Origin of the sequence: Pseudomonas sp. SJZ078 (assembly GCF_007828255.1) — a bacterium.
GTDB lineage: Bacteria > Pseudomonadota > Gammaproteobacteria > Pseudomonadales > Pseudomonadaceae > Aquipseudomonas.
The window spans coordinates 162,562-175,703 of record NZ_VIUG01000007.1 but is presented as its reverse complement, the minus strand read 5'-3'; the positions used below and the strand labels follow the sequence as shown (position 1 = coordinate 175,703).

General features: G+C 61.2%; 14 protein-coding genes. 5 read left to right on the top strand and 9 right to left on the bottom strand.

The window, feature by feature from the left end; translation table 11 throughout:
* Positions 1-83: 83 nt before the first annotated feature.
* The 3 genes from creC to FBY02_RS09545 form a co-directional block, all read right to left on the bottom strand.
* Positions 84-1,502, bottom strand: a complete 1,419-nt coding sequence (gene creC, locus FBY02_RS09555; protein ID WP_144926472.1) for a two-component system sensor histidine kinase CreC — start codon at positions 1,500-1,502, stop codon at positions 84-86.
* Positions 1,502-2,188: a two-component system response regulator CreB gene (creB, locus tag FBY02_RS09550; protein WP_047702340.1), complete on the bottom strand. Its 687-nt coding sequence runs from the start codon at positions 2,186-2,188 to the stop codon at positions 1,502-1,504. The genes creC and creB overlap by 1 nt, the downstream gene beginning before the upstream one ends.
* Positions 2,189-2,257: 69 nt before the next feature.
* Positions 2,258-2,764, bottom strand: coding sequence for an ATP-dependent zinc protease (locus tag FBY02_RS09545; RefSeq protein ID WP_144926469.1), 507 nt, complete (start codon positions 2,762-2,764; stop codon positions 2,258-2,260).
* 232 nt (positions 2,765-2,996) lie between these two features.
* Between FBY02_RS09545 and FBY02_RS09540 the strand changes: the two genes are divergently transcribed.
* Positions 2,997-3,884, top strand: a complete 888-nt coding sequence (locus FBY02_RS09540; protein ID WP_144926466.1) for an acyltransferase — start codon at positions 2,997-2,999, stop codon at positions 3,882-3,884.
* On the opposite strand, the gene FBY02_RS09535 is transcribed toward FBY02_RS09540, so the two are convergent.
* The gene (locus FBY02_RS09535) at positions 3,885-4,463 is read right to left on the bottom strand and encodes a DUF2780 domain-containing protein (protein ID WP_144926463.1); all 579 of its coding nucleotides are present in this window, start codon (positions 4,461-4,463) and stop codon (positions 3,885-3,887) included.
* Between the two features lie 231 nt (positions 4,464-4,694).
* Here FBY02_RS09535 and FBY02_RS09530 point away from each other — a divergent pair, with 231 nt between their 5' ends.
* From FBY02_RS09530 to FBY02_RS09515, 4 genes are all read left to right on the top strand, one after another.
* Positions 4,695-5,108: a DUF3757 domain-containing protein gene (locus tag FBY02_RS09530; protein ID WP_144926460.1), complete on the top strand. Its 414-nt coding sequence runs from the start codon at positions 4,695-4,697 to the stop codon at positions 5,106-5,108.
* Between the two features lie 84 nt (positions 5,109-5,192).
* A complete protein-coding gene (locus tag FBY02_RS09525; RefSeq protein ID WP_144926457.1) occupies positions 5,193-5,768 on the top strand; it encodes a hypothetical protein in 576 nt (191 codons plus the stop codon).
* Between the two features lie 161 nt (positions 5,769-5,929).
* The gene (locus FBY02_RS09520; protein WP_178112008.1) at positions 5,930-6,268 is read left to right on the top strand and encodes a hypothetical protein; all 339 of its coding nucleotides are present in this window, start codon (positions 5,930-5,932) and stop codon (positions 6,266-6,268) included.
* Positions 6,269-6,307: 39 nt separating this feature from the next.
* Positions 6,308-6,661: a hypothetical protein gene (locus FBY02_RS09515; RefSeq protein ID WP_144926454.1), complete on the top strand. Its 354-nt coding sequence runs from the start codon at positions 6,308-6,310 to the stop codon at positions 6,659-6,661.
* A gap of 56 nt (positions 6,662-6,717) precedes the next feature.
* On the opposite strand, the gene fdhA is transcribed toward FBY02_RS09515, so the two are convergent.
* From fdhA to FBY02_RS09490, 5 genes are all read right to left on the bottom strand, one after another.
* Positions 6,718-7,917, bottom strand: coding sequence for a formaldehyde dehydrogenase, glutathione-independent (gene fdhA / locus FBY02_RS09510; protein WP_047702345.1), 1,200 nt, complete (start codon positions 7,915-7,917; stop codon positions 6,718-6,720).
* Between the two features lie 128 nt (positions 7,918-8,045).
* Positions 8,046-8,903: a formyltetrahydrofolate deformylase gene (gene purU, locus FBY02_RS09505; RefSeq protein WP_144926451.1), complete on the bottom strand. Its 858-nt coding sequence runs from the start codon at positions 8,901-8,903 to the stop codon at positions 8,046-8,048.
* Positions 8,904-9,034: 131 nt separating this feature from the next.
* Positions 9,035-9,667 carry a sarcosine oxidase subunit gamma gene (locus FBY02_RS09500; RefSeq protein WP_144926448.1) on the bottom strand — a complete coding sequence of 211 codons (633 nt, stop codon included), beginning with the start codon at positions 9,665-9,667 and terminating at the stop codon, positions 9,035-9,037.
* A 130-nt stretch (positions 9,668-9,797) separates the two neighbouring features.
* Complete coding sequence (locus FBY02_RS09495; protein WP_144926444.1) at positions 9,798-12,815, bottom strand: sarcosine oxidase subunit alpha; 3,018 nt, start codon at positions 12,813-12,815, stop codon at positions 9,798-9,800.
* Positions 12,812-13,141 (bottom strand): sarcosine oxidase subunit delta, encoded by a 330-nt coding sequence (locus FBY02_RS09490; RefSeq protein ID WP_024779445.1) that lies wholly within the window; start codon positions 13,139-13,141, stop codon positions 12,812-12,814. The genes FBY02_RS09495 and FBY02_RS09490 overlap by 4 nt, the downstream gene beginning before the upstream one ends.
* Position 13,142 lies beyond the last annotated feature (1 nt).

The window sequence follows — 13,142 nt, the reverse complement described above, 5'->3', positions numbered from 1 at the left end:
CAGTGACAACAGTGTCGACTGGTTCATCGCCTTCGCGAGCAAGCCCGCTCCCACAAGGTGTGTATTGACCGACAGATTGGCTTTCAGGGCAGCCGCAGCACCACTTCCACCCCGCCCTCGACATTGCCGATACCGAACTCACCGCCATGCAGCTGCACCACTTCCGTCACGAAGTTGAGCCCCAGGCCGGTACTCTTGCGGCCGCTGTCCGGACGCGGCAGGGAATAGAAACGTTCGCTCAGACGCGGCAGGGCGTAATCGGGAATCGGCTCGGCCTGGTTGAACAGGCGGATCTCGATACGATTGCCGCTGCGCCCGGCACTGATGCGCAACAACCCGTTTGAAGGAGTGAAATCCAGGGCGTTGTCCAGCAGGTTGCCCAGGGCCTGGCGCAACAGAAACGCCTCGCCGGTCAGCGCCAGGTCGGCGGCGATGTGCCGCTCGACCCGCAATTGCCGGCGTTCGATCCAGCCACTACGGGCCTCCATCAGTTCCTCCAGCAACCCCGCCAGCGGCACCGCGACCTGTTCTTCCAGCCCCTGGCGCTGTTCGACCTGGGCCAAGTTGAGCAAACGCTCGATCAGTTGTTGCATGCGCACGCTTTCACTGTCGATGTTGCTGACAAAGCGTTGGTGCTGCGCGGCGGGCATGTCGCTCTGCAACAGCTCGGCGGCGCCGCGAATCGCCGCCAGCGGGCTCTTGAGTTCGTGCGTCAGGGTGTGCACGTAGCGCTCGACGTAAGCCTTGCCTTCGAGCTGCGTGCGCATGTGCTCCAGGGCGTGCGCCAGTTGCTCGAACTCGCCACCGCGATAATGCGGCACTTCCACCCGTTGCCCCTGGCTGACGGCTTGGGCATAGGCGGTCAGGCGGCGCAGCGCCGAACTGAGCCACCACGACAGCAACGCCCCCAGTACCAGGCCGAGGCCGATCAAGCCGACCCCGTAGAGCAGCAGTCGCCGTTCCGTGCGGTCGATATAAGGCTGCAGCGAGCTATTGGGCTTGGCCACGGTGACCACGCCAATGATCCGGCCGTTATCACGGATCGGCGCACCGACGTGCATCACTGAAGAACTCGGGTCATCCGCCACGCTGCGACTCGAGCGGGCGCCGTATTGACCGCGCAGGGTCAGGTAGACATCGTTCCAGCGTGAATAGTCCTGGCCCACGGCCACACCGCTGGAGTCGAGTACCACGATGCCCCTGGCATCCGTGACATAGATGCGATGGCTGACCTGGTTCTTCGGCAGGCCCCAGATCGTCGCCGCCGGTTGACGCTCGCCGTAGGCCTTGAGCAACTGTGGCCAGCGATTCTGGTTGAGGGTCCCGGCCTTGAAATCGTCCCGCAGGATCTCGGCCATCAGGTTGGCCGTGTCCACCAGGGTTTCCTCGGTGGACTGACGCACGCCGGGACGGATCTGCTCGATCACCGTGCCTAGCACGAAATACCCGGTCAGGCCGATGAACAGCACATAGACCAGAAAGATGCGGATCCCCAGCGGCATCAGCTGTGCCCCGGGCTGTAGCTGTAGCCGAGGCCACGATGGGTCTGGATCGGTTCGGCCTCGGCCCTGACCAGGCGCAACTTGGCGCGCACGCTCTTGATATGGCTGTCGATACTACGCTCGTAGCCGGCGTCGCTGGCCACGCCCAGGGCGTCGAGCAGTTGTTCGCGACTGAATACCCGCTCCGGTTGCTCCAGCAGACAGTTCAGCAGGCGAAACTCGTGGCGAGTGAGGTTCAGCGGTTTGCCGCGATAGTTGATCTGCACGCGATCGCTGTCCACCTGGAACAACGCCGTGCCCAGTTCCGTGGCCGGGCGAGGCGCTGGCGCTACCCGCTTGAGGATGGCGCGGACCCTGGCCGCCACCTCGCGAGGGCTGAAGGGTTTGACTACGTAATCATCGGCGCCGATCTCCAGGCCCACGACCCGGTCGATCTCACCATCCCGAGCTGTCAGAAAAATGACCGGAACGTCGCTGAAACGTCTGAGATTCTTGCAAGTCTCGAAACCGCTGATATCTGGCAGCCCTACGTCGAGGATGATCAGGTCCGCGGGGGTGTTTTTCTGGTGCTCGAGCGCGGCAACGCCAAGGCTCAGCCACGTGGTCTCGAAGCCCTCGCCTTGCAGGGCGAACACCAGCGTATCAGCGATGGCGGCTTCGTCTTCGACGATCAGAATATGAGGCATGTCTTGCGAGCCCGACAGTAAAGTTGCCGGAACGGTGCCCCAAGCCTCGGGGCACGTCAATCGGGGAAATCAGCAGTCGGGCTTGTCCGCCGTGAAACGTCGGGCCGGGTTCACCGCCGCCCCGAATTCGCGCAGGGCCTTGGCGCCGATCAGCAGCGGGTAATTGAAGCTGCTGCGGTCGGTCAGGTTGACCTCGACGGTACGCTTGACGTTACCCAGGCACAGTTCCAGGTCCACGACCGGACGTTTGGTGGGGGCGATCTTTTCGTCCTCGTCCTCATCCTCCTCGGAACGGGTCTTGATCTTGCTGATACGCGCGATCTTGTGCTCGAAGACCTTGTTGCTCGCGTCCTTGGTCGCCAGGCGGAACCGCACCCAGTCATCACCGTCGCGGGTAAACGTTTCAATGTCCTTGGCCGACAGCGAGGCGGTCAGGGCCCCGGTGTCCATCTTGGCCTTGAGCACTTCACCACCGATTTCCGGCAGCGCGATGTATTCGTAACGCCCATAAAGGGTCGGTTCGGCGGCCAGCACGGGAAGGGCCACCAGGGAAAACAGGGCGAGAAGGGATTTCATGCAATAGGGCTCCTGTGGGGGTGGTTTTTTAGACCGTGGGCGGTGGATTCGTTCGGTCTGGGCGAGGGAGCTTACTCCCGCGCAACAGCGAAGCGCCCCGATTGGGGTAATGGCAAAGCCTGTTTGGAAACCCAGCATACCGGTCAGAAGGTGAAACATTCGTCCGGCTCAATTTGGCCTGCCGCCCGAAGCTGCTTATCATGGCCCGCCCACCCGCTTGCAAGAGTCATTTATGCGCCGCCTGCTCACCGGCTGTTTCGTCACCCTGCTGCTGTTGCTCAACACCCTGGTGCTGTTCGGGCCGCTGATGGTGTTCGCGCTGCTCAAGCTGATCCTGCCCGGACGCTTTCGCGACTACGCCTCGTGGGCGGTGATGTGGATCGCCGAAACCTGGGCCGAGATCGACAAACTGATCTTCGCCCTGTGCATTCCCACCCGCTGGGATATTCGCGGTGGCGAAGGCTTGCGTGGCGATACCTCTTACCTGGTCATCAGCAATCACCAGTCATGGGTGGACATTCCCGCCCTTATCCAGGTCCTCAACCGGCGCACACCGTTCTTCAAGTTTTTCCTCAAGAGAGAGCTGATCTGGGTACCGTTCCTGGGACTGGCCTGGTGGGCGCTGGACTATCCGTTCATGAAGCGCTACACCAAGGCCTTCCTGGCGAAGAACCCGGAACTGGCCGGAAAGGATCTGGAAATCACCCGGGCGGCTTGCGAGCTGTTCAAGCGCCAGCCCGTCACCGTGGTGAACTACCTCGAAGGGACACGCTTTACCGCCGCCAAGAGCCAGCAGCAGCAATCACCCTTTGCCCACCTGCTCAAGCCCAAGGCCGGTGGCGTCGCGTTCGTGCTGGCAGCGATGGGCGAACAACTGGACGCGATCCTGGATGTGACCGTGGTGTATCCGCAGGCGCGGATTCCGGGGTTCTGGGACCTGATCAGCGGTTCTGTGCCAAGGGTCATCATCGACATCCAGACCCGCCCGCTGGACCCTGCGCTGTGGCAAGGCGATTACGAAAACGATCCCGTGTTTCGCCAGCACATCCAGAACTGGGTCAACCAGCTCTGGACCGAAAAAGACCGACGCATCGTCGCCTTGCTCGACGAGCGCCGCTGATCAGATGCCGGCACCAGTGCCCCAGATGCCACCGAGGTTCTGCAGCAATGAACCGGCCACGCCTTGCTGACCGAGGTATTGGAGGATCACCGGAGCAAACTGGCCGATCATGCCGCTGTCCATGCCCAAGGCACTGAAGGCATTGTTCAGGTCCCTGGTGTCCTTGACGTTGCCCAGCAGGCCATCGAGCAGGGCATTCTTCTGCGAACCGCCACCGAGCAGGCCACCCAGGCCATTGAGTCCACCGATGGCACTGTTGCCAGCAATCTGGTCCAGGCCCGGCACGCTTTGGCTCAGCTCGGAAAATTGCGGCTCGCTGAGACGGTTCTTTGCCAGCCCCAACATCGCGCCGGCACCGCCGATGGCTTGTTCCGGCGTGATCTTCAGCTCCGAACCCAACGTGTTGAGCAGCCCGGCGGCTTCGGGCGCGGCGGCTACGGCGCCCTCCCCCTGCTCACCCCGTCCGCCCTGCATGGCCGCCACCGCATTGGCCGCATCACTGAGGCTGAACTGCGCGAAGACCGGACCGGCCGCCAGCGACAGCAGACAGGACAGTGCGAAACCGCGTGAAACCTTCATTGCGAACGCCCTCTTGAACCATGAAAAAGCCGCCCGATAAGGGCGGCATAAAATCGTGGATTGGACTGAGGAGGGCCAGGATCGTTCCGCGTGCCCACATGCCAGTCATCGCCGAAAGCGCTATGAACGGCTCCGCATATTCTGAATGGACATAAAAAACTGTCAGGATTGACAGTAGCCCGATCGGCGCCAATGACGACCATGTTCTATTGGAGCCAATGGAGCCTGGACATGAAAATTACGCTGACGGGATGCACGTGGTTACTTCTATTGTTTATCGACCATATCAGGGCCGGCGAAATAACCTGTCCTGCCATTGCGAATATCACTGAACACATCAAACCCTGGGAGGTTAAGTCCATCGAAGTGCAGGATGAACGAGAGTGGGCAAGTCAGAGCGTCATTAACATGGACGATCCGGCATCCATGAAACTCAACGGCGCCGAGTTTGCTCTCCATGACATTGACGCCCCAACAACACCGGGCAGTACGACCCTCACTTGCGCATACGCATCCGTCAACCTGGCGCTGCAGTATCTTCAGATACAGCCGCCTGTTTCAGCGTGGACGAATCGGCGCTGCGAAAATCTTGCCCTTGAGGTGTGCAAGCTCATTGGTGCTGACGACTTCAACCTGAGTTTCTGATTGATCTATCGCTTAGCCGCCGCAGGCAGATGACCCGGAGTCCGCTGATACCGTACAGTGCGCCTCCCTCTGAAGAGTTTGCCTATGGACATAAAAATTGGTGGCGCCACCCTCGCGGTGATCCTGGCGGGCATGCTGATCGCGCTAGGTATCAACGAATGCCTGAGAGGGCCGCTGAATCCGGAATTGGCCGATGGTGTCAGCGAGGAGCAGAAGACCTGGCTGACCATCGAGCACCGCATCAAGCGCTACGACCCGTCCCTGACCGCGGTCACCCGCGACCAGCAAACGCTTACCGTGACTTATCGCCCGGGCGCCGCCGGGACCGACGAGGGTTGGGTTCCCCGGCTGTTACGCGTTGTTGGTCATGGACTCGCCGCACTGAATGACGCCCCCGGGGGCCAGCAGTACGCCCAAGTGACAGTCAAGGCTCGACTCCTTGCCGACGACGACGTTGAACTGGTTTACGACATGCGAGGATTCGATGGGATCAAGACCCAAAGGGATGGCTATATCACCTTCGCCAGCGCACCTGGAAGCCTCACATTCGACAGGGATGCGCTGACCCAGGCCCAGCATGAATGTCAGGACACGAATGTCTGGGGTTTCTACCCCGACTTCTGCGAGCGGGTCAAAACGGCAACCGTAACCCAGCCTTGAAGTGGATTATCCATCCCTGACAGGAAATGGAACGGACACTTGGATATAAAAACGAGCGAGCCTATTTCTTATCGGCCTTGAGTGCTGTCAGCTCTGACAGTAGGCGAGGGTCTGTCTATCGATGAACATCCGGGCTGTAACCAAGTAACGGAGTACATCGAATGTGCAAAATAATCCTCACCGGCGTGCTTTTGACAATGGGGCTGATAGGTAATGCCCATGCCGCGGATATCGGATCCTGTCCAGAAGTCAGCGATATCAAATCAACGCCTTACACGGATCCGGACCTTCCGCCCCCTCATGGTGAAGGCTTCCAATACACGGCCCCGGGTGGCTGGACGGGTCAGGTGTCATCAACTGCCGATGACTTCCTGGATCCCAGGTATGAGCTGAAGGCAGAGAAAATCTCTGACAATGGAAAGGTCTGCGACTACGGCGGAAAAGATGTTGTTATAGGCAACGAAAAGTCGACGCCCTATTTAAGATTGAAGAAAGAATAGCGCCAGCACCATCACCCTTCGAATAGCGGAGTACCTGTTATGGACAAGTTGATACTTGCCGGTATGTTTGCGCTGCTGGCTTTACCTGGCCTTGTGCACGCCTCGACGATCGCATCATGCCCTCAGCCGGGCACTATAAAGTCTTCTCATGCGTCGTCATCCTATCCGCCTCCACATAATGAAGGCTTCAAATACACCGCGACCGATGCAAACGGAGGCACTTGGTCGGGGTCACAATTTCAATCCAACTCAGACGACTTCCTGAGCCACAATCTCAAAGCAGTCTCCATTTCCCCCACGGGGGACACCTGCCAATACAGGGGCAATCCCCAGGAAGACAATCAGGGCAACGTGATCTATACCCGAGAGCTGACCCTGACCAAAGACAAATAAATCGCAAATAAAAAGGGCGACATCACTGTCGCCCTTTTTCCGTCTTGCCTACAGCCTTACGCCGCGCTGAACAGCTTGTGCGGGTCGATCACGAATTTCTTCGGTACACCGGCGTCGAACTCGCCGTAGCCTTTCGGCGCGTCGTCCAGGCTGATCACCTGTACGCCGACGATTTCCGCGATGTTGATGCGGTCCCACATGATCGCCTGCATCAGCGCGCGGTTGTACTTCATCACCGGAGTCTGGCCGGTGTGGAAGCTGTGGGACTTGGCCCAGCCGAGGCCGAAGCGGATGCTCAGGGCACCGATCTTGGCGGCGGCATCGACCGCGCCCGGATCTTCGGTGACGTACAGGCCAGGGATACCGATCTTGCCGGCGACACGGGTCACTTGCATCAGGGAGTTGAGCACGGTGGCCGGAGCCTCCTGCTTGACACCTTCATGGCCATGACCACGGGCTTCGAAGCCCACGGCGTCGACAGCGCAGTCAACTTCCGGCTCGCCCAGCAGGTCAGCGATCTGCTCATGCAGCGGGGTGTCCTTGGACAGGTCGGCAATTTCGAAACCCTGGGCCTTGGCGTGAGCCAGGCGAACCGGGTTGACATCGCCGACGATGACCACTGCCGCGCCCAGCAGACGAGCAGAAGCCGCAGCAGCAAGGCCGACCGGACCGGCACCCGCGATGTACACGGTGCTGCCAGGCCCCACGCCGGCAGTCACTGCGCCGTGGTAACCGGTAGGCAGGATGTCGGACAGACAGGTCAGGTCGCGGATTTTCTCCATGGCCTTGTCACGGTCCGGCAGTTTCAGCAGGTTGAAGTCAGCATATGGCACCAGCACGTATTCGGCCTGGCCGCCGGTCCAGTCACCCATGTCGACATAGCCGTAGGCGCCACCGGCACGGGCCGGGTTGACGGTCAGGCAGACGCCGGTGTGCTGTTCCTTGCAGGAACGGCAACGACCGCACGCGACGTTGAACGGTACCGACACAAGATCACCGATCTTCAGGTTCTCGACGTCGCTGCCCTTCTCGATCACTTCACCGGTGATCTCGTGACCCAGGACCAGGCCGGTCTGGGCGGTGGTACGGCCGCGCACCATGTGTTGGTCGGAGCCGCAGATGTTGGTGGATACCACGCGCAGGATGACGCCGTGCTCGATCTTTCTGCCACGCGGGTCCTGCATTTTTGGATAGTCGATCTTCTGTACTTCGACCTTGCCGTTGCCGAGATAGACGACACCACGATTACCGGACATGCTTTCACCTCGCTGTTGTTTTTGTGGAACTGCGTCACCCAGGCAGGCAGCGCGTTTGTGCTCGGATTAGTACTGGGATTATCAAAGAAGAACTGCTCGCCAACGGGCCCCAGAGCGCCGCCAAGCATCTAAAGAACGACAGTACGATTGGCGTTCAGGAAAACCCGCCGTTCAATGTGGTATCCCACGGCCCGGGCCAATGTGAGCCCTTCGATATCCCGCCCCTTGGCAATCAGGTCCTCGGGGTAATGACTGTGGTCCACCACCTCCACGCCCTGGGCGATGATCGGGCCTTCGTCCAGGTCGTTATTGATGTAGTGCGCCGTGGCACCGACCAGCTTCACGCCTTTGTTGTAGGCCTGGTGATACGGTTTCGCGCCCTTGAAGCCAGGCAGCAGGGAGTGGTGGATGTTGATCGCCTTGCCGTCGAGCTTGCGACACAGCTCCGGCGACAGCACCTGCATGTAGCGGGCGAGGATCACCAGCTCGGCGCCGGTGTCTTCGATCACCTGCCACACCTGCCGCTCCTGGGCCGGCTTGTCGTTCGGGTCCAGGGGAAAATGGTAGTAGGGAATCTGGTGCCAGTCGGCCAGCGGCTTGAGGTCCGGGTGATTGGACACCACCGCGACCACGTCCATGGACAACTGGCCAATGCGCTGGCGGTAGAGCAAATCGTTGAGGCAGTGATCGGCCTTGGACACCATGATCACCACTTTCGGCCGGTAGTTGGGCGGCGTCAGTTCGAAGACCATGCCAAAGGCTTCGGCGCGCCCGGCCAGGCCGGTACGGAAATCCTGCTCGTCGAAACCATCGGGTTGGCGAAATTCCACACGAATGAAGAAACGTCCCGAAAGCCGGTCGTCGAAGGAGTGGTGCTCGGTGACATAGCAGCCCTGCTCGAACAGAAAGCGAGTCACCGCGTCCACAGTGCCGAGCACGCTGGGGCAGTCGGCAGTCAAAATCCATGTATCCGGGGCGCGGCTCATTCGTGATACTCCTCTGATCGTTCCCACGCTCTGCGTGGGAATGCCGCCATGGACGCTCTGCGTCCGCCTTTGGGGACGCCGAGCGTCCCGGGATGCGTTCCCACGCAGAGCGTGGGAACGATCAACTCAAGTCAGGCCTGTACGCTCAAGCCATACTCAGCCGACGCATCCTGCAGCCACAGCCACCAGTAATCGGAGAAGCTGCGACGGATCAGCAGTTCCCAGGTGTTTTCAGCGGTGTGGCGGATCACCAGTTGCGACTTGGCGAACACTGTGCCCACGGCCTTGCCTACCGGGAAGTTGCTTGGATGTACATCGTAGCTGGTGGATTTCATCAGCACATCGCGCACATTCGGACCGGACAGTTCGAGGATCTGCTGGCCGCCGCTGACGTTGACGATCTGGATGTGCAGGTCGCCCAGGGCTTCACGCAGTTTCTTTTCGGCGGCGAACTCTTCACCAGTCGGCACGACCAGCAGCCATTCATCCGGCCCCATCCATTGCAAACTGGTCTCACCCTTGACGATCACGCTCAACGCGCCCGGCAATTCGATGCCCAGGGCCTTGTGCACGCCCGCGGCAAATGCCGCATCGTGGCCATCGCCACGGATGGTCAGGTGACCCAGGAGTTTTTTCTCGCGCACGGTCACGCCGGCGTTCTTGCGCCCCTTGCCCACCAGGCTGGCGAGGTCGGCATGATGCAACGACGACTCGGCTTTGGCCCCGGTGGTTGGGCGTTGTTGGTAAACATTGGCTGCTGTCATATAGCACCTGTCTTGAGTTGATCGTTCCCACGCTCTGCGTGGGAATGCCGCCATGGACGCTCTGCGTCCGCTTTGGGACGCGGAGCGTCCCGGGATGCATTCCCACGCGGAGCGTGGGAACGATCAGGTATCAAATATTCTGCCGATCACCCTTCGGATCGAAGAACACCGAAGAAACGATCTCTGCCTCGATCACGCTGCCATCGGCCTGCGGCGAGAAAACCCGCTCACCGATGCGCTTCAGGCCGCCCTTGACCACACCCATGGCGAACGAATAGCCCAGGGAGTTGTGCGCGTAGCTGGAGGTCACGTGGCCCACCATGGTCATCGGGATCGCCTGCTTGGGGTTGAAGACCAGTTGCGCGCCTTCCGGCAGCCAGACATTCGGGTCGATGGGCTTGAGGCCCACCAGTTGCTTGCGGTTTTCACGCACGCAATCTTCACGGTTCATGCCACGCCAGCCGATCCACGAGAACGGTTTGGTACGGCCCACGCACCAGCCCATGTTCAGGTCATCCGGGGTCATCGAGCCGTCGGTGTCCTGGCCGACGATGATGAAGCCTTTCTCGGCCCGCAATACGTGCATGGTTTCAGTGCCGTACGGGGTCAGGTTGTACTTCTTGCCGGCCTCGACGATCTTCTCGAGCACGCCCATGGCGTAGTCGGCCTGCACGTTGATTTCGTACGACAGTTCGCCGGTGAACGAAATCCGGAACACCCGCGCCGGTACGCCAGCCACCAGGCCTTCTTTCCAGGTCATGAACGGGAAGCCGTCACGATCCAGGTCGATGTCGGTGACTTCGCTCAACAGTTTGCGGCTGTTGGGCCCCGACAAGGTCATGGTTGCCCAGTGGTCGGTGACCGAGGTGAAGTACACCTTCAGGTCCGGCCATTCGGTCTGCTGGTAGATCTCCAGCCATTGCAGCACACGGGCCGCGCCGCCGGTGGTGGTGGTCATGATGAAATGGTTGTCGGCGACACAGGCGGTCACGCCGTCGTCGAACACCATGCCATCTTCCTTGCACATCAGGCCGTAGCGAGCCTTGCCCACGTCGAGCTTGGTCCAGGCGTTGGTATAGATGCGGTTGAGGAACTCACGGGCGTCCGGGCCCTGGATGTCGATCTTGCCCAGGGTCGAGGCGTCCAGCAGGCCGACGCTTTCGCGCACGGCCTTGCATTCACGCTTGACCGCGGCATGCATGTCTTCGCCGTTCCTTGGGAAGTACCAAGGGCGCTTCCACTGGCCGACGTCTTCGAACTCGGCGCCGTTCTTCACGTGCCAGGCATGCAGCGCGGTGAAGCGAACCGGCTCGAAGATGTGCCCGCAGTGCCGACCGGCCACCGCGCCGAATGTCACCGGCGTGTAGTTCGGACGGAACATGGTGGTGCCCATCTGCGGGATGCTCACGTTCAGCGAACGGGCCGCGATGGCCAGGCCGTTGACGTTGCCCAGCTTGCCCTGGTCGGTACCGAAGCCCAGTGCGGTATAGCGCTTGACGTGCTCCACCGACTCGAAGCCTTCGCGGGTAGCGAGCTCGATAGCGGCGGCGGTGACGTCGTTCTGCAGGTCGACGAACTGCTTCGGCGCCCGTGCGGTAGCTTTTTCGTGCGGCACCTGGAACAGCGCCAGGGTTGGCTCTTCGTGGCGGCTCAGGGCTTTAGGCAGCACCCCTTCCACGGTTTTGAAACCGGCTTCGCTGGCCGCGCGTGCGCCGCCCTCGAAACCATCGGCCAGGGTATCGCCAAGGCTGTAGACGCCATTCACGCCGCCGACACATACGCGTTTCTGCGGTGCTTCGCCCGGTACGAAACCGAGGATGTCTTCACGCCAGATCGGCTTGCCGCCCAGGTGCGAAGCCAGGTGGACCACCGGGCTGTAGCCGCCGGAGCTGGCGACCAGGTCGCAGTCCAGCCATTCGCCGGGGCTGGTGACTTTTTGTCCGCGCACATCGATCGCGGCGACGCGGGCAGCGGTCACGCGCTTGCTGCCACGGGCCTCGATCACGGCGCTGCCGGTGAGGATGCGGATGCCTTTGGCGCGGGCTTCTTCCACCAGCGCGCCGCGTGGGTTGCTGCGGGCATCGGCGACGGCGACGACTTGCAGGCCGGCGTCGAACCAGTCCAGCGCAACGCGATAGGCGTGGTCGTTGTTGGTGGACAGCACCAGCTTCTTGCCCGGTGCCACGCCGTAGCGACGCACGTAGGTAGAGACCGCACCGGCCAGCATGTTGCCAGGCACGTCGTTGTTGCCGTAGACCAGCGGACGCTCGCAAGCACCGGTGGCCAGTACTACGCGCTTGGCGCGAACGCGGTTGATGCGTTGACGCACCTGGCCGATCGGCGCGCGGTCACCGAGGTGGTCGGTGAGGCGTTCGTGGATGGTCAGGAAGTTGTGGTCGTGGTAACCGTTCACCGTGGCACGTGGCAACAGCAATACGTCCGGCATCGAACGCAGCTCAGCCACCACCGCCGCGACCCACTCGGTCGCCGGCTTGCCGTCCAGGCTCTCGCGGGAATCGAGCAGGCTGCCGCCGAACTCTTCCTGCTCGTCAGCCACGATCACCCGTGCACCGCTGCGACCGGCGGCCAAAGCGGCGGCCAGGCCCGCAGGGCCGGCACCGACGATCAGCACGTCGCAGTGACGGTTCATGTAGTCGTAGGTATCCGGATCGCTCTCGGTCGGCGAGCGACCCAGGCCGGCGGCCTTGCGGATGTACTTTTCGTAAGTCATCCAGAACGATTGCGGGTACATGAAGGTTTTGTAGTAGAAGCCCGGCGGCATCATCTTGCCGCCGACCTTGCCGAGAATACCCATCACGTCGTTGTTCACGCTCGGCCAGCCGTTGGTGCTGGTGGCGACCAGACCCTGGTACAGCGCCTGTTGCGTGGCACGCACGTTAGGAATCTGCGTGGCTTCGGTGGCGCCGATCTGCAGCACCGCGTTCGGCTCTTCCGCACCGGCGGCGAAGATGCCCCGTGGACGGGAATACTTGAAACTGCGACCAATGATGTCGACGCCGTTGGCCAGCAGTGCAGCGGCCAGGGTATCGCCTTCGAAGCCTTTGTAGGTCTGGCCGTTGAAGGTGAAGCTCAGTACTTTGTTGCGGTCGATCCGTCCGCCGTTGGACAGGCGATTGATCTGGCTCATACCTTCTCTCCCAGAGCCTGTGCGGCCGCTTTCGGACTGTCAGCCTTGTCAGTGAATTGCGGCTTTTGGCCGATCTTGTAGGTTTCCAGGATCTCGTAGGTCACGGTGTCGCGGGTCGCATTGAAGTACTGGCGGCAACCGGCAGCGTGGATCCACAACTCATGGTGCAGGCCGCGAGGGTTGTCGCGGAAGAACATGTAGTCGCCCCACTCCTCGTCGGTGCAGCTGTTCGGGTCCAGTGGACGCGGGATGTGCGCCTGGCCGGACGAATGGAATTCCTCTTCGGAGCGCAGTTCGCCGCAGTGAGGACAGAAGATGTGCAACATA